The 25,434-nt window shown below is 70.0% G+C and carries 23 protein-coding genes and 2 pseudogenes; 15 read left to right on the top strand and 10 right to left on the bottom strand.

The features are described 5' to 3' along the window. Positions 1–270 precede the first annotated feature (270 nt). From J1792_RS32920 to J1792_RS32935, 4 genes are all read left to right on the top strand, one after another. Positions 271–1,704 (top strand): alpha/beta hydrolase family protein, encoded by a 1,434-nt coding sequence (locus J1792_RS32920; RefSeq protein WP_207248909.1) that lies wholly within the window; start codon positions 271–273, stop codon positions 1,702–1,704. A gap of 292 nt (positions 1,705–1,996) precedes the next feature. After that, positions 1,997–2,713: a sialidase family protein gene (locus J1792_RS32925; protein WP_207248910.1), complete on the top strand. Its 717-nt coding sequence runs from the start codon at positions 1,997–1,999 to the stop codon at positions 2,711–2,713. Positions 2,714–2,829: 116 nt separating this feature from the next. Continuing rightward, a complete protein-coding gene (locus J1792_RS32930) occupies positions 2,830–3,252 on the top strand; it encodes a hypothetical protein (RefSeq protein ID WP_207248911.1) in 423 nt (140 codons plus the stop codon). 179 nt (positions 3,253–3,431) lie between these two features. After that, a complete protein-coding gene (locus J1792_RS32935; protein WP_207247600.1) occupies positions 3,432–4,634 on the top strand; it encodes an IS110 family RNA-guided transposase in 1,203 nt (400 codons plus the stop codon). Between the two features lie 289 nt (positions 4,635–4,923). Here the strand turns inward: J1792_RS32935 and J1792_RS32940 are convergent, their stop codons facing one another. Further along, complete coding sequence (locus J1792_RS32940; RefSeq protein ID WP_207248912.1) at positions 4,924–6,504, bottom strand: TROVE domain-containing protein; 1,581 nt, start codon at positions 6,502–6,504, stop codon at positions 4,924–4,926. 578 nt (positions 6,505–7,082) lie between these two features. Between J1792_RS32940 and J1792_RS32945 the strand changes: the two genes are divergently transcribed. Beyond that, a complete protein-coding gene (locus J1792_RS32945; RefSeq protein WP_242647028.1) occupies positions 7,083–7,724 on the top strand; it encodes a class I SAM-dependent DNA methyltransferase in 642 nt (213 codons plus the stop codon). A 143-nt stretch (positions 7,725–7,867) separates the two neighbouring features. Here the strand turns inward: J1792_RS32945 and J1792_RS32950 are convergent, their stop codons facing one another. Further along, positions 7,868–8,251: a TetR-like C-terminal domain-containing protein gene (locus J1792_RS32950; protein WP_307843160.1), complete on the bottom strand. Its 384-nt coding sequence runs from the start codon at positions 8,249–8,251 to the stop codon at positions 7,868–7,870. Positions 8,252–8,293: 42 nt separating this feature from the next. Beyond that, positions 8,294–8,416: pseudogene (locus J1792_RS35600) on the bottom strand (helix-turn-helix domain-containing protein); the annotation flags it as partial. Positions 8,417–8,502: 86 nt separating this feature from the next. Between J1792_RS35600 and J1792_RS32955 the strand changes: the two are divergent. After that, positions 8,503–9,087, top strand: a complete 585-nt coding sequence (locus tag J1792_RS32955; protein WP_242705504.1) for an SDR family oxidoreductase — start codon at positions 8,503–8,505, stop codon at positions 9,085–9,087. A gap of 136 nt (positions 9,088–9,223) precedes the next feature. Further along, entirely contained in the window at positions 9,224–9,928 is a 705-nt protein-coding gene (locus J1792_RS32960) for a hypothetical protein (protein ID WP_143587552.1), read from the top strand. Positions 9,929–9,959: 31 nt separating this feature from the next. On the opposite strand, the gene J1792_RS32965 is transcribed toward J1792_RS32960, so the two are convergent. Then, positions 9,960–11,189 (bottom strand): erythromycin esterase family protein, encoded by a 1,230-nt coding sequence (locus J1792_RS32965; protein ID WP_207248914.1) that lies wholly within the window; start codon positions 11,187–11,189, stop codon positions 9,960–9,962. Positions 11,190–11,494: 305 nt separating this feature from the next. Here J1792_RS32965 and J1792_RS32970 point away from each other — a divergent pair, with 305 nt between their 5' ends. Continuing rightward, positions 11,495–11,773 carry a hypothetical protein gene (locus tag J1792_RS32970; protein WP_207248915.1) on the top strand — a complete coding sequence of 93 codons (279 nt, stop codon included), beginning with the start codon at positions 11,495–11,497 and terminating at the stop codon, positions 11,771–11,773. Between the two features lie 161 nt (positions 11,774–11,934). Here J1792_RS32970 and J1792_RS32975 read toward each other — a convergent pair whose 3' ends face one another. Continuing rightward, the gene (locus J1792_RS32975) at positions 11,935–12,900 is read right to left on the bottom strand and encodes a LysR family transcriptional regulator (protein WP_086566321.1); all 966 of its coding nucleotides are present in this window, start codon (positions 12,898–12,900) and stop codon (positions 11,935–11,937) included. Between the two features lie 300 nt (positions 12,901–13,200). After that, positions 13,201–14,358, bottom strand: a complete 1,158-nt coding sequence (locus J1792_RS32980; RefSeq protein ID WP_307843161.1) for an oxygenase MpaB family protein — start codon at positions 14,356–14,358, stop codon at positions 13,201–13,203. A gap of 415 nt (positions 14,359–14,773) precedes the next feature. On the opposite strand from J1792_RS32980, the gene J1792_RS32985 reads away from it, so the two are divergent. Both J1792_RS32985 and J1792_RS32990 read left to right on the top strand, forming a co-directional pair. After that, entirely contained in the window at positions 14,774–15,277 is a 504-nt protein-coding gene (locus J1792_RS32985; RefSeq protein ID WP_086566322.1) for a SigE family RNA polymerase sigma factor, read from the top strand. A 116-nt stretch (positions 15,278–15,393) separates the two neighbouring features. Then, positions 15,394–16,647 (top strand): hypothetical protein, encoded by a 1,254-nt coding sequence (locus J1792_RS32990; protein ID WP_207248916.1) that lies wholly within the window; start codon positions 15,394–15,396, stop codon positions 16,645–16,647. A 178-nt stretch (positions 16,648–16,825) separates the two neighbouring features. Here the strand turns inward: J1792_RS32990 and J1792_RS32995 are convergent, their stop codons facing one another. The 3 genes from J1792_RS32995 to J1792_RS33005 form a co-directional block, all read right to left on the bottom strand. After that, the gene (locus tag J1792_RS32995; protein WP_207248917.1) at positions 16,826–17,413 is read right to left on the bottom strand and encodes a hypothetical protein; all 588 of its coding nucleotides are present in this window, start codon (positions 17,411–17,413) and stop codon (positions 16,826–16,828) included. A gap of 74 nt (positions 17,414–17,487) precedes the next feature. Beyond that, positions 17,488–18,561: a NucA/NucB deoxyribonuclease domain-containing protein gene (locus J1792_RS35605; RefSeq protein WP_086566325.1), complete on the bottom strand. Its 1,074-nt coding sequence runs from the start codon at positions 18,559–18,561 to the stop codon at positions 17,488–17,490. A 290-nt stretch (positions 18,562–18,851) separates the two neighbouring features. Further along, a complete protein-coding gene (locus J1792_RS33005) occupies positions 18,852–19,388 on the bottom strand; it encodes a GNAT family N-acetyltransferase (protein ID WP_242705186.1) in 537 nt (178 codons plus the stop codon). Positions 19,389–19,493: 105 nt separating this feature from the next. On the opposite strand from J1792_RS33005, the pseudogene J1792_RS33010 reads away from it, so the two are divergent. Beyond that, positions 19,494–19,781: pseudogene (locus J1792_RS33010) on the top strand (hypothetical protein); the annotation flags it as partial. Between the two features lie 243 nt (positions 19,782–20,024). Then, positions 20,025–20,777 carry a class I SAM-dependent methyltransferase gene (locus tag J1792_RS33015; RefSeq protein WP_207248918.1) on the top strand — a complete coding sequence of 251 codons (753 nt, stop codon included), beginning with the start codon at positions 20,025–20,027 and terminating at the stop codon, positions 20,775–20,777. Positions 20,778–20,829: 52 nt separating this feature from the next. Here the strand turns inward: J1792_RS33015 and J1792_RS33020 are convergent, their stop codons facing one another. Further along, positions 20,830–21,147 (bottom strand): hypothetical protein, encoded by a 318-nt coding sequence (locus J1792_RS33020; protein WP_086566328.1) that lies wholly within the window; start codon positions 21,145–21,147, stop codon positions 20,830–20,832. Between the two features lie 207 nt (positions 21,148–21,354). On the opposite strand from J1792_RS33020, the gene J1792_RS33025 reads away from it, so the two are divergent. From J1792_RS33025 to J1792_RS33035, 3 genes are all read left to right on the top strand, one after another. Then, entirely contained in the window at positions 21,355–22,959 is a 1,605-nt protein-coding gene (locus tag J1792_RS33025) for an ABC-F family ATP-binding cassette domain-containing protein (RefSeq protein ID WP_207248919.1), read from the top strand. Between the two features lie 369 nt (positions 22,960–23,328). Beyond that, positions 23,329–24,360 (top strand): sulfotransferase, encoded by a 1,032-nt coding sequence (locus J1792_RS33030; protein WP_207248920.1) that lies wholly within the window; start codon positions 23,329–23,331, stop codon positions 24,358–24,360. A 244-nt stretch (positions 24,361–24,604) separates the two neighbouring features. Further along, on the top strand, positions 24,605–25,369 hold the full coding sequence (locus tag J1792_RS33035; RefSeq protein ID WP_242647029.1) for a carbonic anhydrase: 765 nt from the start codon (positions 24,605–24,607) through the stop codon (positions 25,367–25,369). Positions 25,370–25,434: the final 65 nt, after the last annotated feature.

Raw genomic sequence — 25,434 nt, forward strand, 5'->3', positions numbered from 1 at the left:
CCGCGCCTGTATTCAGGCCAGTATCCACTCCCGTCGGCTGTCCTCAGACGTCCGTTCCGGCACGTACACAGTCTGGGCGGCTCCTTCCACTGCGCCACCCTCGACCTCCGCCGCGCGGGCCGTGTCCGGGCCCGGCCTTCTGCCTCGCCTCCCGCCATTAGGAGGAGTCACGGGTGTGGCGGGATGCGGGCCGAGCGCGCCGCTCGTACGTTCAGGTGCTTGTCGAAGACCGTCAGCCGCGTGCGGCAATCCCGTCCGGAGCGCTCCCCCATGCCCTCTACCCTCCCCTCCCGTTCGCACGGGCCGACCCGACGTGGCGCGCTCGCCGCGGGACTGGCCACCGGCACCGGAGCGCTCGTCGCGGCTGCCACGCCCGCCCGGGCCACGCCCACTCCCGAACCCGACACCGGCACCAGCCCCTGCGCCGACCCGTCACCCACGTCGTCCCCGGCTCCCGGAGCCATGAGGCTCTTCGCAGACGAGTCGTTCAACTTCAGCGCTCTGATGGCACTCGGCGGCTGCGGCATGGGCGCGGGTGAGGTGGGCGAGGTGCTCAGCGCCGTCAACGCGATCAACGCCGCGGGGCTCGGCGCGCAGACGTACACCGCGGAGTTCCGACGCTGGGGAGACCGGCTCGTCGCCACAGCCGGGAACCACAAGGAGACCCGCCGGTGGCGTTTCCTGCGGGCGGCCCAGTACTACGCGCAGGCGCTGTTCTTCGTTCTCGGATCCGACAACCCCGGCGACGAGAAGAAGCTCTACCTCGCCGGGCGGCACGCCTGGGACTCGTTCGCCCGGCTCTGTGAGCCGGCCGCGCTGACGGACATCGTGCGGTACGACAAGAAGACGTCCCTTCCGGTGTGGTTCTTCCGGCCCGACGACTTCGGTAAGCCGCGCCCGACCGTCATCCTCACCAACGGCAGTGACGGCCAGAACGTCGACATGTGGACCTACGGGGTCTCCACCGCGCTGGACCGGGACTGGAACGCCCTCGTCTACGACGGTCCAGGTCAGGGCCAGTTGCTCTTCGTCGACCAGCTGACGTTCACTCCCCGCTGGGAGCGTGTCGTCACCCCGCTCGTGGACTGGCTGGTGCGCCGCCGGGACGTCGACGCCCGGCGGATCGCCCTGACCGGCCTCAGCATGGCCGGTGATCTGGCCCCACGCGCCGCCGCCTTCGAACCCCGTATCTCGGCCCTGGTCGCCATGCCCGGCACCCTGTCGCCCTGGCTGGCCTTCCCTCCGGAGATCCGGGAGATCGTCACCGCCGACAAGGCGGAGACCAATCGGATCTGGAACGAAGAGGTCGTGCCGGAACTCAACCCGCAGCAGGCATACACGCTCGAGAAGCGGCTCGAGCCCTTCTCCGTCGAGGCCATGCTTGCCGCCCGCTCCGGCCGAGTGCCGACGGACTTCTGGACACCGGCGCAGCGCATCATGGCGCTCGACATCAACGGTGTGGTGGGGCGGATCAAGGTACCCACCCTTGTTCTGGACTACGAGGACGAGCAGTTCTACCCGGGGCAGCCGGCCGAGTTCCACGAGAAGCTGCGCTGCCCGAAGAAGTACGTGAAGCTGACGGCCGCCACCGGCGCCCAGCTGCACTGCTCCCCCATGGCGCCGCAGCAGCACGGCGAGGTCGTCTTCGACTGGCTGGAGGACACGCTCGGCAGGCGCGCCGGCCGAGCTCACCAACGACGGTGAGCACCGCGAAGCCCTGGCAGGGAGCCCACTCGGCCAAGTCCTGGGGACGGGCGGCCGGGACGGCCCTGGCAGGGCGACCATGCGGCAGCCCCAATGCGAGACACCCAGTATTCGCCGACTTTGCCGTCAGGCTTGCGATGGGCTGTGCCCCACGCCAAGGTCGTCCGGCGGATGGGACCGCCACTCCTTCCGCGCCAAGGGTTCTCGCCGCACGCCGGGCTGCCACTGAGTCCGGATGCTCTCGGGACGAACTCCCACCTGATCGTGTACAGGCGTCTCCAGGGAGGCATCGATGCTCCACCTGCAACTGATACCCCGGTCGCCCACACGCGGAGGCACACGCTTCGCGCTGTGTGCCGTCGTCGCACTGCTCGCCACGCTGACAGCCCACCCTCAGACATCACACGCCACCGACAAGGCCGGTGCCAGGGCCACTCAGGCCGCCGACCTGCCCGTCATGGCATGGCGAGGCGCGGGGGCGGACAACGTGGTCTGGTGGTCGCAGTTCGACGGCACCAACTGGTCCCCCCAGCAAACGCTGACGGACCACCGCACCGAGGCCGCGCCCGCCCTCACGCGCGGCAGCAACGGACGACTCCTCATGGCCTGGCGCGGCGCAGCCGACAACCACATCTGGTGGTCCCAGTACAACGGCTTCAGCTGGTCCGGGCAGCAAGTGCTCAACGACCGCAGGACGGACGGCTCGCCGGCGCTGGGTACCGGAGCGGACGGCACGCCCGTGATGGCCTGGCGGGGCACGGGCCCTGACAACCTGATCTGGTGGTCGTACTTCGACGGCACCAACTGGTCCCCCCAGCAGGCATTGACGGACCGCCGCACCGAAGCCGCGCCCGCCTTGTCGCGCGGCGCCGACGGTCAGCTCCTCATGGCCTGGCGCGGGGCGAGCGACAATCACATCCTGTGGTCCCGGTACAACGGCTACAACTGGTCCGCACCGCAAGAGCTCTACGACCGACGGACCGACGGCGCCCCCGCGCTGGGGTTCTGACGGCTCCGGCTCTGCGCGGCCGGTAGCCGTGGGCGGGACGTCACCGCACGGCCGTGTCGACGGCCGGGCGGACGATCCGCTTGTCCAGGGTGCTTCCGCGGCAGGATCATCACCGCATGTTCGAATTCCTGCCCGAGGTCGGCATCAGGCTGCCCGGCCGCGCGGGCACGCTCCGGCTGGGAATGGACGAGCGTGCCGCGCAATGGGCCGTCGCCACGGTGGCGGACGTCCGTGAGGGGTGGGTCTGCGGCGCCGACTGGGCCTTCACCGCGCAGTACGACGGCCTGACGCTGCACGCCCACGGCGACACCCGGAACCGCAACGGTGAGTACGAGGATGTTTCCGGACTGGCCTATATCACCCTGACCCGCGCCCCGGACGCGCTCGCCGCCACGTCCGGCTGCCCCGTCGTCCTCCACGGCATCGATCTCTTCGGATATCCGGCCGCCGAGGTTCTCGACGCACTCGGCGGCGCGCTTCCCCCATTACCTTCTTTGGTGGCCCCGCAATGGGGCGCCCGGCCTCCGGAGTTGGCATGACTTTCTCCCCCTGTCGAACGTATGGCCTGGGGGGTGGTGTCACCGGCTCCGGAGGCATCGACAGACCGCTGATTAGGGGCATGACCACCGGCTTCTCCGCAGGTCGGGAGGCTCTTCGTAATGTGGATGTGGCGATCGGTGCCGTGGGACAGCCGGGCGAGGACGACCGAAGGACACACGTGATCGACGTCAGTGACATCGGTGCCTTCCTCGGCCTGGACGTCGGCAAGGGCGAACACCACGCCACCGCCGTCACCCCGGCCGGGAAGAAAGCCTTCGACAAGCGCCTGCCCAACAGCGAACCGAAGCTCCGCGAGGTCTTCGGCAAGCTCAAGACCAAGCACGGCACCGTGCTCGTGGTCGTCGATCAGCCCGCCTCGATCGGTGCTCTGCCGCTCGCGGTGGCCCGCGACATGGGCTGCGAAGTCGCCTATCTGCCGGGCCTGACGATGCGGCGAATCGCCGACCTCTATCCCGGAGAGGCCAAGACCGATGCCCGCGATGCGTTCGTCATCGCCGACGCTGCCCGCTCGATGCCGCACACCCTGCGGGAGATCGAACCAGCCGACGAAACGGTCGCCGAGCTGGAGATGATTGCCGGCTTCGACGACGACCTCGCCGGCGAAGCCACCCGCGTCTCCAACCGGCTGCGGGGACTGCTGACCCAGATCCACCCGCACCTGGAACGGGTCCTCGGCCCGCGCGTCCAGCACCCGGCGGTCCTGGCCCTGCTGGAACGCTTCGGGTCTCCGGCACAGATCCGCAAGGCCGGCCGTCGCCAGCTGGTGAACCTGCTCCGGCCGAAGGCACCCAGGATGGCCGAACGGCTGGTCGACGACATCTTCACCGCCCTGGACGAGCAGACCGTGGTCGTTCCCGGCACGGACGCGGCCGCGCTGATCGTCCCGAGCCTGGCCACTTCTCTGACCGCCGTCCTTGACCAGCGGAAACTGCTGGCCGGACGGATCGAGGAACTGCTGGAGGCCCACCCTCTTTCCAAGGTCCTGACGTCCATGCCGGGGATCGGCGTCAGGACCGGAGCAAGGATCCTCATCGACGTCGGCGACGCCAGCAGCTTCCCCTCCGCCGCCCACCTCGCCGCCTACGCGGGCCTCGCCCCGGCAACCCGAAGTTCCGGGTCCTCGATCCGCGGCGAACAACCGTCGCGGAGAGGAAACAAGCAGCTCAAACGAGCTTTCTTCCTCTCCGCGTTCGCCGCTTTGGCCGACCCCGTCTCCCGGGCCTACTACGACAAGAAGATCGCCCAGGGAAAACACCACACCCAAGCCCTCCTCTGCCTCGCCCGACGACGAGCCGACGTGCTCTTCGCCATGCTCCGCGACGGCACCTTCTACGACCCCAAGCCCGCCCCCACAGGTTGACGAAACCCATAGGGGCACCCCCCCACGTTTCGGCTCGGAGCGGAGGGCGGCGGCCTCTACCTGACCACCGCGTCGCTTCGTGCGGAAGCGCTCCGGAGTGCGGTCCCAGCAGATCCGGCCGCGCCCTTCGACGACTCCGCCAACCGGTCTGCACACGGCCGCCTCGGCGCCGTCTGAATGGGGACATGGTTACCCGCCGTCTGCACCTCCTGTGCTCCCGGGCCAGTCCGGCCGGGAGCACAGGCCCAGGCGCGAGCGCGGTACTGCCGTCGGCGGCACCTTCCCGTACTCAGTCCTCCCACGGCCAGCGGGCGTTCCGGCCGGCCTCCAGCAGCGGCACCATGCGGAACGCCGCGTCCGTCAGGCCGCCGAAGGTGTGCCGGTTGGCGGAACCCGACGGCCCGTGGGCGGGCCGGTAGCCGGCGAGGTTCCAGGTGTAGACCGGGACATTCGCCGGGATCTGCTCGGTCGGACCGCCGGCACGGTGGTAGGAGGCCTGCTCGTCGGTGACGATGAGCACCCGGTCGTGGCCGCGGTAGTGCCGCCGCACCGCCTCCGTGGTGTCGGTGCCACCCAGGTCCCCGAAACGCTCGAGCACCTTCAGGACCGACTCGCCGCGGCGGAAGGCCACGGGGGCGCTGCTGGTGCCGAACTCGACGAGGTCGGCGTCGGCAGCGCGCATCGCGACGGCCGTGCCGAAGATCGCTGCCGCGTCCGCGCGGTTGAGCTGGGAACGGTCGGACAGCGGCGCCCACATGGAGCCGGAGCGGTCGACCAGGATCAGGGTCCGGCCGGGGAGCGCGGGGACGTTCGTCAGCGAGTGGCCGAGGGCCTGCTCCAGCGGGTAGGCCCAGCGCAGCGAGGGGGCGTGCTGGTATGCGGCCAGGTAGCGGAAGGGGAACTGGCGGGAGCGGGCGACTTCTGCCGGGTCGGCTATTCGCGCCGCCACGTGCTGGGCGACCTCGTCGCTGACACCGGCCTCGTCGAAGTTCCGCAGATTGCGGACCAGGGCCATGGTGCCCATGGAGGGGATGACGGCCTCCCAGGCCGCCGCGTCCATCGGGCCCTGCAGCCACCCCGCCAGCGCCTCCCATGTCATGCCGGCCTCGGCGAGCCGCTCGGCGCCGCCGGGACCGGTGACCAGGGCGCGGCGTTCCTCGACGGGTACGGCCATCAGCGCGCGGTGCGCAGTCAGGGTGCGGTCCGAGGCGGGCGGCTCGGCGGTGTCGGGGTTGTGGCGGCGGTCGAGGGCGTACTGGAAGAGGTCACCCTGCCACGCCTTCTCGGGGTCGGGCGTGGGGTGGACGAGGTTGAGGACGTCGCCGAAGCGGTAGCCCTTGGAGGCGGTGTCGTACTTCAGGAGGCTGCGGCCGGTGTAGAGACGCCGCACGGCATCGGCGATGCCCCGCTTGACCGGCTTGGGCACATTCCGGCCGTACGTGGAGGCCCAGTACGCCAGCATCTCGCCGGGCTCGTCCGCGCGATGGAGCACCGATGCGACGACCTCGCGGTTCGTGGGGCCGTCCGTGGCGCCGGCCTCGAGCCGGGCCTTGACGTACTCGGCCGCGCCGACCAGGGAGGCGGTGCGCATCTGGCCGTCGCCGCGCAGCCACTTGAGGAGGCCTGCGGTCCAGGCCGGGTCCTCGACGGCGAGCTTGCGCACGAGCGCGGCGAACCGCTCGTCACGGCCGGTGCCGCTCTCGTGGTAGGTCTGCTGGGAGACGAAGTTGGCGATGGCGAGCAGGAACAGCTCGGAGCGGTCGTCCCGCAGGTGCCCCTTGCCACCGAGGTGGGTGCGGGTGCTTACGGTCGTGGTCACGGGCGAGGCAGCGCCGGCCGTCTTGGACGCGCGGGTGTTGAAGCGTGCCATGTGAATTCCCCCGAATTCCTCCGGGGAAGCACGACACAGGGGCGTCCGAGATCGGGATCGGCCGACGGTACGTAGACAGCTGCTCCTCCTGACTGAGCTGCACCAGCCCTTGGCTGGGACGGGATTCGAACCCGCGACCCGCTGTTCCGGGAAGTAACCGTCACCTGCGCACCGGACGCCCCGGTGCCGCGCCTCCCGAGTTCAAAGTGGCCGCGGCATGGAATTCGATCACAACGAAGTAGCCGTGGCCCGCGCACCGGGAGGTGCGTGAAGTCTTGCGTCCAGAGATCGAGGCGGCGGAACCGACAAGGCGCTCTGTCCCCTGAGCTACGCCGGCCTGAGTACCGGCGGCGGGATTCGAACCCGCGACCTCCCGATGTGGAGTCGAAGTAGGTCCTGCCTTCGCACCTGGACGTAGATCAGCTTAGGGGTGCCGGGGTTCCGGGTGCCAATGGTTTTTCGCGCGACCGCGGGATGCCTTCCCCCCTGGCGTTCAAGTGCCAGGCGCCCTCGTGGAGCCCACCTGAGGCGCAGCGCCTCGGCGACATCCGTGACGGCCCCGTGACATGCTGGCCCGCATGGGCGATCACACGCATCATGACTCGGTGCGCCGCAGCTACGACGCCGTGGCCGAGGAGTACGCGGCCCGGCTGCACGACGAACTTGCCGGGAAGCCGATGGACCGGGCACTCCTCACGTGCCTCCTGGAACAGACGGAACCCGGAACCGCGATCGCCGATCTCGGCTGTGGCCCCGGGCACGTGGCGGCCTGGCTGGCAGATAAAGGCGCGCGCACCGTGGGGATCGACCTGTCCGTGGGCATGATCGAGGCCGGTCGGCGTCGGTTCTCACAGGTGGAGTTCCGAGAAGGCGATCTGCTGAAACTGCCTGCCGAGGACGGCGAGTTCGGCTCCGCCGTCGCCTTCTACACGATCATCCACCTCGATCCCGGCGACCTGCGCCGAGCCTTCGAGGAGGCAGGACGGGTGCTGCGCCCTTCCGGGCTTCTCCTCCTCTCCTTCCACATCAGTCACGAGATCCGGCACCTGGACGAGTGGTGGGGGCATGACGTGGACGTCGACTTCCGCTTTCTCGACCCTGCGCACATCGGTGGGCTGCTCGAAGCAGCCGGGTTCACCGTGGAGATGCGCATGGAACGCGCCCACTACGCCCACGAGGTCGAGACCCACCGGGCCTACTTCCTGGCCCGCCGCGCCTGACGCTGCCACCGCAACGCGCCGCGACTTTGCTGTCATGCGGTCAGCCGGCGCTCCCGGGAAGGTTGCCGACCGCGCCCAGCCGACCGGCGGCATCGTGGACGGGCCCGCACCGCCCTCGGGCCCGGAGGGCGGTTCGCGACTGATCACCGCCCGTCCGTCGGCCGATTCGGCCGGCCCTGGAGGACGGAGTCGGTGAGGCGGTCGGCTGTTTCGGGGTCGAGGGGGGCGTGGCCCAGGAGGAAGCGGTACCCCCAGAACAGGCCGTAGATCTGGTCGGTGATCAGGTCGAGGTCGGCGTGGTCGGGGAGTTCGCCGCGCTGCCGGCCTCGGGCGAGGATCTCGCGCAGGGCGGTGCGGCGGGCGGCGGTGAACGCGCGCATCAGGTCGGCGAGATGGGAGTCGCGGGCGGCTTCGCGTACCAAGGCCTGCAGCGCGGGAGTCGTGGGCGTGCTCTGCGCAGCGGCGAAGGTGGCGGCGACCAGGCTACGCACGTCCTCGCGCAGCGAGCCGGTGTCCGGGTCGGGCACGTCCTGTCCGGCGCGGTCGGTGAGAGCGTCCAGCAGAACGGCGCCCTTGGAGGGCCACCATCGGTAGACGGTCTGCTTGCCGACGCCTGCCGCTCGGGCGATGGCGTCGACGGTGACGGGCGCGCCCTCGCTGTCGGCCGGCAGCCGCAGAGCGGCATCCAGGATGGCGCGGTGGGCGGCCTCGTTGCGGCGGCGCCGAGGTCCTCATCACCGGTCGCAGCCAGGACCGGCTGGACGCGGCCCTCGCCCGGATCGGCGGCAGGACCGTCGACCACCGGATGGATGTCGCCGACTGGTCCGCCATCGAAGCCTTCTTCGCCCGGTCGGGCACGATCGACCACCTGGTGATCGCTGCCAGTGGCGGTGCGGGCAGCGGCCCGTTCGCTCAACTCGACCTGGATCAGCTGGCGGCCGGGTTCGACGGCAAGTTCTGGCCACACATACGCATCCTCCAAGCTGCCCTGCCGCACCTGTGCAAGGACGGCTCGATCACCCTGATCACCTCCGCCTCCGGCCACGCCGCCCTCCCCGGCACTGCCGGACTGGCCGCCGTCAACGGCGCGCTGGCGGCGATGGTTCCTCCGCTGGCCGTGGAGCTGGCACCGCTGCGCATCAACGCCGTCTCGCCCGGCGTCATCGACACGCCCTGGTGGGACCAGGTCCCGGCCGAGCAGCGCGAGGCGCTGTTCCACGGGCTCGCCGCCACCACACCTGCGGGCCGCGTCGGCCGCCCCGAGGATGTGGCCCAGGCCATTCACATGCTCGCCGCCAACACCTTCGTCACCGACATAGTGCTCGACTGCACCGGCGGCGCCAACCTTCCCACCGGCCGCTGACGGGCATTCCTTCCGGCGAATCCTCATCGGGCGGCCTTGAGACGTAAGGGCTAGCGTGGAAATGACGAACGTCAGCACGTCCTGAAATTTCTCTGCCTGCGGCAACTGTTGATCCGTGCAACGGGTAGGTGCCGCCGTGGCGCGCCGGCACAACAACGAGGAGATGGTGGCGATGTCGCAGCAATTCCCAGGCGCGGACAAGGGATCCCCCGAGCCTGACGTGAGGGACGCGGAGCCCGTTCGGATACCCGACGGGCTGGCCGGTGAGTTGTCTGCTCGCCCTGAACACACCGGCCGCAAGCGCGAGCTCTACCCGGACGTTCCGCTTGTTCTCGACGGAGAAGTGGTCGAGGACCTTGAGCGCATGAACGCGGAAGTGACGCGGCCCTTGTTCATGACACGTCTGATCCACAACTCGACCCTGGCTCTGGGAGCCTTCACCGACCGCGAAGCGATGCTCTCGGAGGCGTGCCGTATGTACACCGACGCCGAGGAAGGGGAGCTGGAGGCGGCCCTCGAGGCGACCTGTACGCAGCCACCGGACGCCTTGCCCACACAGGTGTGTTTCTTCGAGGACAACGATGAGCAAGGCGACGTGAAGTGTGTGGAGGCGGGGCTGGGATATCCGGACCTGAGCAAGGTGCACAGAGGTTTTCTGGGCGCAGGGGATTGGAATTTCGTCATCTCCTCCCTCAGCAAGTGCCGATTCGATGTGTCACTCTTCGATCTCCTCGAATGGCACGGGGACGAGTTCTTCCAGCCCAAGGGATGCAACACTCCCGATCTCGGCCGATTCCGCTGGAACGACCTGGCGGTTTCCATCGCGAATTGGGGGACGTGACCCCGCCGCCTGATACCGGCGGCGGGATGCGTCACTTCGTCGGGGGCAGCAGCACCGACGCCCGCACCGTGTGGAGGTGGATCACGATGTCGAAGGCGCGGCCCAGCGCCAGCGGCGGCGTGGGGTCGTTCGGGTAGCGCCCCGGGATGACGTACGTCGGGCGCGCCGTATCCAGCCAGGCGCCGACGTCAGGGGCGCGGCGTGCCGCGCGCAGGTCGATGTAGAAGTCGCGGTGGGGCACCTGGTCAAGGGTGTACTCGTTGCTCCCGGGTGCGGCGGGGGCGACGGTGAAGACCCCGCTCTCGCCGTTCGCCGTGCGGGCGCGGTAGTCGCCGCTGTCGATGGTGGTGCCGACGGCGACGTACTCACGGCCGACGAGCTCGCGCAGGTCGGCGCCCATGGTGACGGGGAAGACGGCGGGCACGGCCGAGTCGTAGGCGACGTGCCCGTCGTGCCCGGAGACGACGATGCGGTCGCCGGTCCGCCGCTGCCACCAGACGGCGTTCTCGGCCAGGGTCCGGTCGCGGTGGCGGTTGGCGGCGGTGGCCTGGGCTGGGTCGTCGCTGTCGAAGGCGAACGAGGTGGCCATCTGGGAGACGACGCGGGCGTCCTGGAGCGCCCAGGGGTCCGTGGTGGCGTGCTGCTTCAGGAGCCGGTACGCGGCCCCGGCGTCGTCGGCCATCTTCTTCCGCTCGGCGAGCGGGAGGCCCATGTACGTCTCCAGCCGCGTCGTGACGCCGCCGGGCAGGGCGCGCAGGGCGGCGTAGTGGCGCTGCAGTTCGGGGAGGAGGCCGGGGGCGTGCTCGCCCGTCCAGCCGAGGATGCGCTCGTACTGTTCGGGATTGACGTCGGCGAAGTCCATGCCCACGAGGCGGACCTGGCGGCCGCCGGCCCGGTTGTGCTCCCGGACCCAGGTGAACAGGTGCAGGTACTCCTCGGTGTTCGTCAGGCCGTATGCGTGCTGGAATTCCTCCCGCATGATCTGCCTCAGGTCGCCACGCCCGGTGGTGAGGTAGGTGTTGAGCCGGGCGGCGGCCGACCAGTTGATCTCCATGGCGAAGGCGGAGAATCCCTCGCGCTCGACCAGTTGCCGCAGTACGCGTTCCTTGACGGTGAACACGTCCTTCGAGCCGTGCGAGACCTCGCCGAGCCCGACGAAGTTCGCGCCGCGGGTCATGGCGGCGAACGCGTCGAGGTCGGCGGCGGGCCCGACCGGCGCGGTGGTGCGCAGGGGGTGTGCATAGCGCGTCAGGCCGGCCACCACGGACCGGTCCGAAGGGGCGGAGGAAGCGGGGGAAGCGGAATGGGACGTGCCGTGCGTTCGACTGCCGTGGCGGTGGTGATACCCGCACAGCCCAGGACCGTGGTCAGGGCGAGGGCCAGGGCTGTCGAGGAGCGTAAAGATATCTGTACCATGCAGCAGTTATACAAGGCATCTCGCCTGGCGACTGAGGCAGTGGAGACGCCTCCACCGGATAGCCCGGATGGCGGGCGTCGCGGGAGTCGCCTACGGTTGTCTGGGATGTTCACCTATTCGAACATCTGAGCCTTTCATGGAGGTCAACCATGAACCGTTTTCGAACCCTCACCCTGGTAGCCGCTCCCGCCGCGATGCTGATCGGCCTGGCCGCTCCCGCGGTGGCCTCGGGCACACCCGGCCCGGACACGCCGGCAACCGTGAGCTCCAGCGCCCCCGTGAAGGTGCAGGCCAAAACCTGGCACTGGATGGGCAATTACGGATCGGTCTACGACGCGGCCAATGCCGCCAACGGCTTCGGGGCCGGGGCCGGGGAATTCCTCACCCAGAACGTCAACGGCCAGTACGCGACATTCATGTACTACTGAGCCAACGCGGCTCGGCAGTCCCGGCACCATCACCCGCACACCGCGCAGGGCCCGTCCGTGGCCGCACGCCACGGACGGGCTCCTGGGTTGTACTTCCTGTCGGTTACGCGGCATCCACCGCGGCCTCCGGCTTCGGGCCGCGAGTGGCCGACGATCAGCTCTCAGCCCACGACTCCCATCGCCTCCGCGTCAGCCGGTGGAAGCCATCCCCAGCCCGCGGGCCGCATCCACCGCTGCGACGCGCCAAGCTCCTGCGCGGCCGTCCGCAGCGCGTCGACACCCGGGTGCCGCAGGCCGCGCCGCCACACCATCGACACGGGCGACAGGGGTACGGGCTCGACCAGAGGCCTCAGCGCCATCCCCGGCACCTCGATGAACTCGACGCTCGCCAGGACCGACCATCCCCGCTTGCGTACGACCCGGACGAACTCCTCCGCCCCCTCGATCCCGGGGAACGGTTCGGCCATGACGATCCCGTGCCCGTCGAAGAGCCGGGTGGCGAGATCGGTCCACTCCGCGGTGGCGGGGTTCCCGGCACCGGCGTACACCGTCTCGCCCCGCAACGCCCCCACCGGCACGGCGTCGTGGCCGGCCAGAGGATGGTCCTCGCGCAGCAGGACGGCCATCCGCTCCAGCCGGACGGGCAGGTGATCGAGTCGGTCCCGCACCTCCGGCGCCAGCCCCGCGATCCTGCCGAAGGAGACGTCGAGCCGCCCGGCGAGGATGTCCTCGGCCGCACCGGTCAGGCCGCTGTGGTAGCGGGCGACGAACTCGAGCCCGGGCGCCGCCGCCCGCGCCGCGGTCACCACGCGCTGCCCTGTGGACACCGGTCCTCCGACGTCGACGAGCAGCGGCCGGCTCTCTCCCGCTTGCACCGCTGCCAGTTCGTCGTACGCGGCGAGGACGTGCCGAACGTACGGCAGGAGCCTGGCCCCCTCCGCCGTGAGTGAGACGGCCCGGGTGGTCCGGGTGAACAGCGTGGCACCGACGGCTTTCTCGAGCCGCTGGATGTCACGGCTGAGCGCCTGCTGAGCAATGTAAAGGCGCGCTGCGGCGCGCGTGAAATGCAGCTCCTCGGCAACGGCGGCGAAGGCTCGCAACAAACGCGGTTCCAGGTCGTACGGCACGTGAAGCAGTCAACAACAGCAACGTAGTGAATGGCCAGTGATCAGGTGTTGGACCCGTCGGCGCCGACGGGCGACCGTAGACGCATGATTCTTTTCCTCACCACCCCGCCCCGCTGGACGCCCGACGCGCGCCCCACCGTCCGCGCCCGCTTCCGCTCCGCCCTCGGCGCCGTCGTCACCACCGCCCGGCGTGCGCGCTCCTGACCGTTCGCGGGCTCACCAGGCAGGCTCCTGGCGACCCGCCGGACACGCCCGAAAGCGTGTCCGGCCGGCGTTGCAGGGCCGACAGAGTCGAGAACATCAGCGGCCGTCGTGGATTTCCTGGTGCATCTGGGGCTGCTTGTCCTTGTCGTGGGTGGCCGCGTCCTCCAAGACCGCGTTGAACACCTTGTTGCCGGCGCCGAGGGCCTCCTTGTACGGGTCGATGCCGGTGGTCTGTTTGACGGCGCCGCTCAGGGCGCTGCCCAGACCGCCGGCGAGTCCATGGCCGGTGGCGGCGGGCTTGGCGAAGAGGTCGAGCGGGCTCCTGGGGATGCCGGCCATGTCGGCGTACTTGTCGGTGAGTGCCTGGCGGACCATCGCGATGAACGTGTCGGTCACCACGGGCGTCTTCATGAGCAGTTCCCGGTAGTACTTGACGGCCTGCTCGGTCATGAAGACGCCGTCGTCGGTCTTCTTCCACTCGTCGTCGCGCACCTTGGTCCACATCCGGTCGACCAGGTCGGCGTCCTTGGGCAGCTGGAACCTCTCGAGGGTGCCGAGGTAGTGGTTGACGTAGTGCCAGGCACCCATGAAGCCGTGGCGCTGGGCATCCGAGGGATTGATGCCGAGATGGCGCATGGCCTGGAGGATCTGCACGCTGAAGACGCACGTGGCACCGGTGGTGTACTTCTGCGAGACCGGCTCGCCCCACTTGGCGTAGTCCCACTCGCCGCTCTTCTTGTGCAGCTGCCGCACCGAGGCGTGCACGAGCCGGACCTTGGTGACCGTCGCCTTCAGCGTCCCGTCCCGCATGGCGCCCTTGTCGCCCATGCCCTGGAACAGGCGCGTGGACTGCGACAGCCGACGACCGGGACCTTCGACGCCGCCGAGACGGCCCGTGGAGCGCAGCGTGTAGGCACCGGTCGGGGACAGGTAGGTGCCGATGAGTCCGACGGTGCCCTGAAGCATGGACGCCACGCCGTGGTGCTCGTCGAAGAAGCCCTCCGCGGCCTTCGCGTCCGCCTCGGTCCAGCCCGGCGGATCGGCTTCCGCCTCCCGCATGAAGTCCGCCAGCCGCGGGGGCAGCTGGGAGTAGTCCATGCCGGGCTTGAGCGTGTTGATGGTGCGGAAGAGCTGGTTGACCCCACCGACTTCCTTGTTGTCGATCAGATCGGACACGAGCTCGTCGGCGGGCGGATCGCCGGCCTGGCTCGCCGCTTCCAGTTCTTGGACGATGTTCGCTTCCGTCAGTGTCACGGCCGTTCTCCGATTCTCGGTGACTCAGTGTGCGCAGGCCAGCCCCCATGTCGGGGACGGCAGGGCGTGCGGAAGCGTCTCGCCATGGGCCGGGCGGGACGCGGCACACCAGGGAATCCGGCGTTCGTGGACTGCCTGACTCGGCATCCCGCTCCGCAGCTCCGCCGCCCGGGCAAGATCACCCTCTCCGGTCCTTCCCACTACCTTGCGTAACGACCGCGCTCCGTTAGGGGCGCACAGGGGTGCGCCGGCGCACTTGCGGGCGCACTTTGCGCCGGCCGCAGCCAGAAGCCACCCCGAACGCCGCACTACAGGGTCTTCGCATGTCTTCGCGTGCACGCGAAAAACTCGTGTGTAACGTGCCCCGCTCCCCACCTCGTGTATGGAGTGACGTCAGATCACGGAAGGGAACACGGTGGGGGAAGCACCCGGCGACTACCTGGAATTCGCGACCGCGCGCAGCGGCTATCTGTTTCGTACAGCGTGCCTGCTCACCGGCGGCGACTGGCACCTCGCGGAGGACCTGGTCCAGGAGACTCTCGCCAAGATGTTCCGGTCGTGGCGGCGGATCAACCGCAACCACTCCCCGGTCGCCTACGGGCACACCGTTCTGGTGCGTACGTTCCTGTCGCACCGGCGGCTGCGCAGCTCCAGCGAGCGTCCGAGCGATTCGTTCCCGGACGCCGCCGGGCGCGTCGACGACGCGGAGCTGCGGCTGACGTTGCTGGACGGTCTGGCCCGGCTGGCCGCGAAGGACCGTGCCGTGCTGGTGCTGCGCTACTGGGAGGACCGCACGGTGGAAGAGACCGCCGCGGCCATGAAGCTCTCGCAGGGGGCGGTGCGTGTCCGGAGCCTGCGGGCGTTGCAGCGCCTGCGTGAGCTGCTCGGCGACGAGCTGTCCGAGCTCGCGGCCCGCTAGCGTGCCCCACCGTTTCCTCCCTCGCGCTTTCCCCGCAGTTTCACTCCAGTCTCACCGCAGTGCGAGTCGCCGCTGCCAAGTCACCGCTGTACGAGCCGTACGAACGGAGCTGTCCCATGCCCCTCGACGACCATGACGACGCGTTCGAGCGGCGGCTGTCCGCCGCCCTGGAGGACGCGACCCGCGCCTGCCCTCCGCATTCCCCCGACCTGGTCGACCGCGCCACCGCGCGGGGCCACCGGCTGCGCCGGGTGCGCGCGTTCCAGGTAGGAGCGGGGTGCGCCGCGCTGACGCTGGTCGCGCTCGGCGGCACGCTCCTGGGCACCGGCGGGTCCGGCGGCGCGGCGGCCCCCGAGGCCCTCTCCCCCGCGGCCTCCGGCGCCGCGCGGCCACCCGCCACGACGATCAGTGGGGAGGAGATGATCGCGACGTTGAAGGGCCTGCTGCCGAAGGACGGGACGGTCTCCGACGCGTCCGGGACCGGGTCGACGGGCACCGGGAAGAGGGTCCCGACCGCCAAGCTCACCTACACCGACGCGCGCGGCAGTTCCAGCCTCGACATCGCCGTCGGCCGGCTTGGCCCCGGCGACCGGCCGGGCGGCTGTCTGCCCGTCCAGGTGCGGCCGTACGACCGGTGCGAGGCACGCAAGCTGCCCGACGGCTCGACGCTCTACACCACCCGGTCCTTCACTCACCCCAACAGCGACACGGGCCAGCGGCGCTGGTACGCCGAGCTCGTCACCGCGGACGGCGCGGACCTGGTTGTCCAGGAATTCGGGGGCGGCGACGAGAAGGCCTCGGACGGCACCGCCGACCCGGCGTTCTCCCTCGGGCAACTGAGCACGATCGTACAGAGCCCGCATGGCGCAAGGCCATCGCAGCCCTCCTGCCCCGGCCACCGGCGCACCCGCCACGCCCCGCGGCAGGCCGCCTCCGGCAAGCGCATGGCCGAGGTACTCACATCCCTCCTGCCCTCGGGCGGCAGGATCACGGACCTGCACACCGACACCGGCCTCGTCCAGCTCGTCCACGACGACGGTCACGGCAAGTCCATGATCGAGGCGGACGTTCAGAGCAACATGACCGACGCGCTGGCCGGGCACATGAGCTGCCCGTCCGGCGCCGACGACGCCGACTGCCGGAGCCGGACCCTCCCGGACGGCACCCGGGTCAAGGTCACCCGCGAGCCCTCGGAGAAGGGAGGCTCCGCCGTCGTCTGGACCGCCGACACCCTGCGCCCGGACGGCCGCCGCGTCCTCGTCCGCGAGATCAACTCGTATGCGGAGAGCGGCCCGGTGACTCGCCCGGAACCGCCGCTGAGCCTGGAGCGGCTGCAGGCCATGGCGCTCGAGCGGAAGTGGCTCGGCTGACTAAGCGGACGAAGCGGCACGAGGGTGCGCCCGTGCCGCACCGTCCTTGACGGTGGCACCGTCTTCTCGATGAAGCTGAGCGGTGTCCCCCTCCAGGACGAGGACAAGACGGGCCCCTACAGCACCGACAAGCTCGAGCCCCTCCTCATCAAGGACGTCAAAGCCGCCCTCACCGAGCTCAAGAGCTGACGCGCCCGTCGACCGCGCTGCCCTCCGGGTGCTCTCCGCACCGGTCGGTTGCCCGGAACACCGTCTCCGCGGCGATGGGCGCGGCCCATACGCGGACCAGGTGTTCCTCCGCGCCCCTCTCACCGTCGCGGGAGGCGTCCCGGCCGCGGGCGTGGACCCGTACCCGGTACGGTCCCGGGCCGGCCCCGGAGAAGCGCGGGAAAATGTCCCGGGCAGTCCTGGGGGGTTCCTGATCACCGTCCTCGTCGGGCTCCCAGGGGTTGGTCTCCTCCGGTAGGGAGAACACTCCGGCCTCCAGGCCTTCCAGCGCGAGCGACACCTCGACGATCTCGCTGTACCGCTCGCGTTCGGCGGCCGAGGGCGGCAGTGGCGGAGCGTCCAGCACCTCTACGGTCAGTTTCAGAGAACCGGACCGCATCCCGGTGCTCACCACGCCCCACACGCCGCCGTCCGTGACATGCCCGTCCGGGCCCACGGAGGCGACCAGGCCGCTGGACCCGGTGAAGGAGAAGTCGACCGGGCCCGCGTCGCCCTCCAGCAGGTATTGACCGTGGTCGATCTCGATCTGTGCTGTCACCGCCGCCATCTGCCGTCCTCTCACCTTCCTATGTCAGCTTCCTTTGCCGGCTACCTTTGGCAGCCCGCTCCTCGTCAGCCGGCGTCGACCCAGAACCGGTCGCCGTTGAGGATCCGGTTGTTGTCGTAGAACGTGCGGATCTGGTAGCCCTGCCGGTCGTTCTCGTTCTTCGGCACCCAGCGCCAGCCCCAGTCCGGCCACTGCGTCCGCGACGCACCCTGAAGGGTAGAGGCGAAGGGGTACTCGTCGCAGGTCTGCCCCGGAGGACGCGGACGGGAGGACGGGCACGCGGCGTCGTTGTTGTTCTTCCGGATCGCCGCGTTCGAGGTGTAGACCAGCGGGTTCGGGTTCGCACCCGTCTTACGGCCGTAGTGGTGCGGCCCGACCCGCTGGACCTTCCGGATGCCCTGGGAGATGTAGGGGAACTGCTTCATCTCCGTCATCGTGGGCCAGTACTCGGGCAGTACGCACCCGGCTCCCATGCCGCCGCGGCCCATGTTGCGTATGGAGTCGCAGCGCACGCTGGCCGAGGTCAGATCATGCTGGGCAACGCCGACCCAGCCGGGGTTGATGAAGACGGCCGTGGCGCGGTTCTGGCCCTTGCCACGTTCTCTGCCCTGCTTGTCGATCGTGGACCGCATCTTCCACTGACCCTCGTTCGTACGCCCTTCGCCCATGCGTTGCATGGGGAAGTTCGTGAACAGCGTCGTGCACTTGTCCGCGGACGCGCAGCGGCCCACCCCGTAGACGCTGGTGCCGGCGATGCGGCCCCAACCGCCGGTCTTCTTCATCGAAACCGTCTGGTCCCAGGTCAGGGAGTCGTTCTTGGCGACGATCATGCCGACCGACAGGTAGTAGAGCTGCCCGACGAGCCGGCCGGTGCGCACGTTCCGCACGTTGATCAGGCGGGACTCGGGGTTGCAGGCCCGGCCGCGGCCGGTGAACTTCCACCCCTTGTTGGGCGCGGTCGCGCAGGGGTTGGCGGCCAGCAGTTCCTTGGCGGCGGGGGTACGGAGCTGCGCCGCTGCCTCCTTCTCCCCGGCGGGCGCGTCGCACGCCGCCAGGGCCCCGTCCTGCGCGGCCTTCGCGAGGGCCGGGAGGCGCTTGTCCAGCTCCGTACAGTCCGAGACCGCGACGGCCGCGGACACGGTCCCGGGCTAGAAGCGCCCCCGGACCGCGGCGGGGTGTCGGCCGCGGTGGATACGGGGGCGAGGAGGGTTCCCAGGATGGCTACCGCTCCGACGACGGGTACGGTTATGCGTTTTAACTGCATGGATTCCCTTCGCAGACGATGGGCATGGACATGCCACGTACTTGCCTGCCGATCCTAAGCAGTCAACCGTGATCAACTCCAACAACTCCACGGAAATTGCGAGCAGTTGGACGCACAGCGTTGCCATCGGCCGTCACCCTGCAGACAAGCACGAAGGCGCGGCCTTCAAGCGGACTCACCCGTGCTGCCTTGCCCCATCTCGACCTGAAGCAGGCGCGGGGAGACCGTGAATCCGCGCCTGGAGTACGCCGAGACCGCCCGGTCGCTGGAGTGCACCGTCACTCGCTCAAGACCCAGATCGCTCGCCCACGCCAAGACCGCCTCGATCAGCTCCCCACCCAAGCCGCGGTCACGCTCGTCCGGCACGACGTACACGCACTGCACGTCCCCCGACATCCGCTCGAACGAGCGCGGGTGCGGCACACGCCGCGTGATCGCCAGCCAGGCCATGCCGATGACGACATCGCCACGGACCATCACCATGCAGCGATGCGTGGGCTCATTCTCCTGAGCCCACGCCACGAATCGGGGCACGAACTCGTCCAGTACGACGTCGGGCGTTCCGTAGGTCTCTCGCACCCAACGCCACCGCAGCTCGGCGACAGCGGCCAACTCATCGGGCCGGCCAGGGCGAACAGTCAAATCATTCACGGCTTCATCCTGGTACAACGGAGTCGCCGGCGCGGCGGCTGCTTCAACCACTCTCACATCACCAGGACGCTGGATGCGTTACGGCAGGATTTGAGTCCGTCCCGTGTCTACCGTGCAGGCCGGTTGCCTCTGACCTGGACGATCCGATCCGGCCGGCAACTGCTCGAGGACCCGGCCACTTTCGTGCTCGCTGGACGTTCGGCCACGGGCCGAGTGGTCGCCGGAGCGGTGGCAAGCCGCAGTGATCAGGTGGTCGGAATCTCCAACCTCTTCGCGCTGGACGGCGGCCCTGACGCGGCCTGGCCGGTCGTACTGGGCGCGGTGAACCGGCTGTTCCCCACGCTGCCAGTGGTCGGCTACGAGCAGGGCGACGGCCTGGCGGCCGCCATCGGCCATGGCTTCGAGCCGGTCGGCCCGCTACGGATCTGGCTGCGCCGCCAGTAACTGGACCGGCAGGACGGCAGCCCCGGGGCCGGTGCGTCAGCGCCGGAGCTGCCGGGCGACGGCGGCGAGGACCAGGCGCTGCGGCTCGTCCGACCCGGTTCCCAAGGATCCAGTGGACAGGCTTCTGAAAGGAGGGATCGCCCGTTCGGCGCAGCCTGGGGGCGTACGCGGGCGGGGCGCCGGACAATAGCGTCAGCGACGATGAGGGATCCGGGCGCTCGATGGCGCATGAGGGAGAGGCGCATGGGCTGCAGCGACCACCGCGTGCAGGCCCTGTCCTTCGGTGCCGCCGCGGCCGCCTACCAGCGCGGGCGCCCCCCGTATCCGGCCCAGGCGATCGACTGGATGGTCCCGGCGACCACGCGCCGCGTCCTCGACCTCGGGGCCGGCACCGGTAAGCTGACCCGCCAGCTCCACGAACGCGGCCTGGACACCATCGCGGTCGAGCCCGACGAGCAGATGCGCGCCGAACTCACCCGGAATCTGCCGGGCGTCCCTGTGCTGGCCGGCTACACCGAAGCCATTCCGCTATCCGACCACAGCGTGGACACCGTGGTCGCCGCGCAGGTCTGGCACTGGGTCGACACCGAACGCGCCTTGCCCGAAGTCGCCCGTGTTCTCACCCCGAACGGCACCTTGAGCCTGGTGTGGAACATCCACGACGAGCGTGCGGACTGGGTGGCCGGCCTCGACCGGATCCTGCACCCGCACGGCATTCCACGGGTTCCCAGCGTCGGCGTTGGTGTCGACGCCATCCAGCGGCCTTTCGCGCCGGTCGAGCACCACACCGTCGAGTGGTGCAATCACCTCACCCGCGCCGAGCTCCTCGATCTGGTCGCCTCCGGTAGCTCCTTCATCGCCCTACCGCCTGCCGAGCGCACAGCCCTCCTCGCCGAAGTCCGCACCTTTTGCGCCACCCATCCTGCGCTGGCCGGCACGAAGAACATCACCATGCCGTACATCACGCACTGCTACCGCACCCACCTCCTGCGATAGGGAACGATCCCCCCGCGAAGCGCGGCCGGCACGGATGTCTGCCACCCCTGCCTCACAGCACGACGATGAGCCCGAAGGTGGGCACGAGCGTCGCCAGCACGCTCACCGGCCAGTAGACGCGGGGGTCCAGCGCGATCCTGCGCCGCATGGAGCTGTTGAGGAGCCACCACAGGACGAACAGCGCCAGCAACAGCACTCCGACCACCAGCCCCGGCAGCATGCCGTCGTTCTCCGTCGGCTCCGGCCGGGACCAGCCGATCGCGGCGAGCGGCCAGTTCACCGCGAAGTACCACAGGAGCCACACCGGCACGACACCAGGAACCCCCAGCAGCAGGTTCACCGCCACAGCTGTCCACGCCCGTTTTCCCATGCGCACATTGTTCACACTCACGCCCGGTGCACTCACACACCTGGCCCGCTCACACCAGGCCGCCGCGTCGCGAGTCGCGGAAATAGCGGATGCGCCGCTCAAGAGGCGTCGGTTACGGTAGGTGCATGTCTACGCCCCGAATTTCCTAGCTGAGGACCCGCTTCCACGCCAGAAGTGTGTCCTTTTGCTTTTTCGGAGCGTAACCCTATGATCACCGTTCGTGGTGCCGAGCTGCGCGCGGGCGCCCGCCTGCTGCTCTCCGGCATTTACTTCACCGTCTCCCCCGGCGACCGCATCGGCCTGGTCGGCCGCAACGGCGCCGGCAAGACGACCCTCATGACGACCCTGGCGGGCCGGACCGTGCCCGCCGCCGGGTCCATCACCCGCACCGGCCCGGTCGGCTTCCTCGCCCAGGACTCCCGCGCGTCCGACCCGGACGTCACGGTCACCGACCGGATCCTGTCGGCCCGGGACCTCGACCGGGCGCTGCAGCGGCTGCGTTCCGCCGAGGCCGCCATGGCCGACGCGCCGGGTCCCGCCGCGCTGGAGCGGGCGATGAACGTCTACGCCCGTGCGGAGGCCGCCTTCCAGGCCGGCGGCGGGTACGCGGCCGAGGCCGAGGCCGCGCGTATCGCCGCCGGCCTCGGTCTGCCCGACCGGGTCCTGCACCAGCCGGTCGGCACCCTGTCCGGGGGCCAGCGGCGCCGCGTCGAGCTGGCCCGCATCCTCTTCGCGGGCCACAACGGCACGCTGCTGCTGGACGAGCCGACCAACCACCTCGACGCCGACTCCGTCGCCTGGCTGCGCGCCTTCCTCCAGGGGCACCGGGGCGGCCTGGTGGTGATCAGCCATGACACCGGCCTGCTCGCCGACGTCGCCAACCGGATCTTCCACCTGGACGCCACCCGCGCCACGATCGACGTCCACAACACCGGCTGGACCGCGTACCTGGCCCAGCGGGAGGCGGACGAGCGGCGCCGCGCCCGGGAACGGGCGAACACCGAGCGCAAGGCCGCCGCCCTGCACACCCAGGCGGACAAGATGAAGGCGCGGTCCGCGACCGCCGTCATGGCCAGGAGCATGGCGCGGCGTGCCGACCGGATGCTGACGGAACTCGAGCCGGCCCGGCGGACGGAGAAGATCGCGAAGATACGGCTGCCCGAGCCCGCCCCCTGCGGCCGGACGCCGCTCGGCGCGATCAGCCTCACCAAGTCCTACGGCGACCACCGGGTCCTGGGCGGTGTGGACCTGGCCGTGGACCGGGGCAGCCGCCTGGTCGTCCTCGGCCTCAACGGTGCCGGCAAGACCACCCTGTTGCGCGTTCTCGCCGGTGCGGAGCGGCCGGACGCCGGCCGGGTGACGCACGGACACGGGCTGCGCCTGGGCTACTTCGCCCAGGAGCACGACACCCTCGCCCTCGACCGTACGGTCCGGGAGAACCTGGCCGACGCCGCCCCGCACCTGAGTGACGGTGACGTGCGCAGGGTGCTGGGCGCGTTCCTGTTCTCCGGGGACGACGCCGAGAAGCGGGCCGGGGTGCTGTCCGGCGGGGAGAAGACCCGCCTGGCCCTGGCCGGCCTCGTCCACTCCGGCGCCAACGTGCTGCTGCTGGACGAGCCGACCAACAACCTCGACCCCGCCTCCCGTACCGAAGTCCTGGCCGCCGTCGACTCCTACCCGGGGGCGATCGTCATGGTCACCCACGACGAAGGCGCCATCGATGCCCTGCGCCCCGACCGCGTCCTGATCCTGCCGGACGCGGACGAGGACCTGTGGAACGAGGACTACCGGGACCTGGTCTCCCTCGCCTGATCACCCCGCCCAGCCCTTGCGGCCGACTCCCCACCAGCCGGACCCTTCACGAGGTGCGGCGCGGACTCCGTAGCGCCTGGGAGAGGCCGTGAGGGCGAGGGCGACCGCCGCGCCGGTGCCGGCAGGGGGCGGACCAGGGCCGTGTCCGGCCCACCCCCTGTCGGCCGCGGGTCGGACTCGCGGACTCGCCCTCAGGGCCTTCGTTGCTCCGGTCGCCGCTGTACGGAGCACGGGATCACACGAAGGCCGTACTCATGTCCGGCAGCTCCTCCCACGGGTAATCCTCACCTCGGGAAGGGAGTCGGGCGGCGGGACCGGGGGAAGCCTGCTCGCGATCGGCTGGGATCGTCGTCGAAGGAGTATCGCCACATGCGCACCCTGACGTTCGTCGTCGGTACAGGCCGCAGCGGGTCGACCGCACTGTCCCATATCGTCAACGCGCATCCGGATGTGCTCAGCCTCAACGAGCTGCTGTCGTCGGTGCAGAGCCGTGGCTTCCCGCAAGGCATCCTCGGCGGTGGGGAGTTCTGGCGGCTCCTCGCCGATCCCAATCAGCTGTTCGAGCGCATGATCCGCAGCGGGGTGCCGATGCCGGAGTTCGTCTACACGCGGCGTCCCGGACGGTTCGCGACCGAGACCACCGGCATCCCCGCGCTGTCCCTGATGGTGCTTCCGCACCTCACCGACGACCCGGACGGACTGTTCGACGAGCTCGAGAAGCAGGTATGCCGCTGGCCGGACCGTACCGCCGCAGGCCACTACGAAGCCCTGTTCGACCTGCTGTGCACGCGGTCCGGGCGCACAGCGGTCGTCGAACGGTCCGGCTACTCCCTGGAGCGGGTGCCGCTCCTGCGCGGAACCTTCCCGCAGGCGCGCTTCGTGCACCTGTTCAGGGGCGGACCCGACTGCGCCGTGTCCATGAGCCGGCACACGGGCTTCCGACTGATCTTCCTGCTGAGGGAAATCCTTGCGCGGACCGGTGCGCAACGCGTCGAAGACCTGACCGAGGACCAGATCCGATCCCTGCCGCCCGAGCTGTCGGAGCTGCTGGCCGAGCGTTTCGACTCCGCGCTCGTGCTGGACAGTGACCTGCCGCTGACCGGGTTCGGGGCGCTGTGGTCGGAACTCATCACCCGAGGCGTGGACCATCTCAGCGAGGTACCCGCGCCCATGCGGACCACGCTCGCCTATGAAGACCTGCTCGACGAACCCCGCAAGGAGCTGACGCGACTGGCCGACTTCATCGGCGTCGAGCCGCTCCCGCAATGGCTCGACGCCGGCAGCGCGCGTCTCGACGCCGGCCGACGCGGCGCCTCCCGGCGGCTGCCGACGGATGAATTCACCGCGCTGCGAGAGTGTTGCGCTCCCGGCGCACGCGCCCTGGAGGACGGCCGGATGTAGGAACCCGCCCCGGGGCGGAGGCGTGCGGGTGCGCTCCGGACCACCGCCGGGGCAGCCGACGCGGGTCATGAACGTGTGTCGTGGGCCATCTGTGGTAATTGAGTTCATCTTCTTTCGCGCCTGCCGTCGAACCATCCGCATCGGGGTGAACAATCACGTCGCCGTGGCCGTTGGACGCCCGAGCGGCGTACCGATGGACGCGTGAGCACATCTCAGCTCGCAGCGACGCATGGAGAAGAATCCGATGGACGCAGCAGGACACCCGCGCCGTAGAGCGCTGCTCACCGGTGGCTTCGCGGTCGCCGCGGCCGCGCTCGCCGGGTGCGCGAAAAGCACGCCGAAGGCCGGGACGCCCGCCGACCTGAAGGTGAAGGCGAAGGCGACGACCGCGCCACCGGACGAGCGTCCGACCACGGCCAAGGCGGCACTCGCGAGGCTGATGGAGGGCAACAAGCGCTGGGTGGACGGAAACCTCCACCACCCCGATCGCGATCCCGACCGGCGTCAGCTGGTGGCCCAGACACAGGAACCCTACGGGGTGGTCCTCTCGTGCATCGATTCCCGCGTACCGCCCGAGCTTCTCTTCGACACCGGTCTCGGTGACCTGTACGTGCTGCGCACCGGCGCTCAGGCGGTCGGCCCGGTGGTCACGGGTTCCGTCGAGTACGGCCCCATGACGAGCGGCACCCCGCTGATCGTCGTCCTCGGGCACCAGCGCTGCGGCGCCGTGGAGGCGTCGTACAAGGCCATGCGAGACGGCGCGACGCTCCCCGGCAACCTGCAGGCGATCGCCGACGCCCTGCGTCCGGCGTACGACCAGGCCGTCAGGCTGGACGGTAGCGACCCGGTCGACACGATGACGCGCGCCCAGATCAGACTGACCGCGAACGACCTGCGCTCCAACAAGGACCTGGGCCCGCTCGTGAAGAAGGGCTCCCTCGCAGTGGTCGGCGCCTACTACTCCCTCGACACCGGGCGGGTGGAGATCCTGGGCGGCGCTCCCTCCTGATCCTCCCCCGTGGGCGTACGACGGGGCGGCTGCCGCGGTGGCCGCAGTAGCCGCCGCGCTTCGCC

This window comes from Streptomyces triculaminicus (genome assembly GCF_017349075.1).
GTDB classification, from domain to species: domain Bacteria; phylum Actinomycetota; class Actinomycetes; order Streptomycetales; family Streptomycetaceae; genus Streptomyces; species Streptomyces triculaminicus.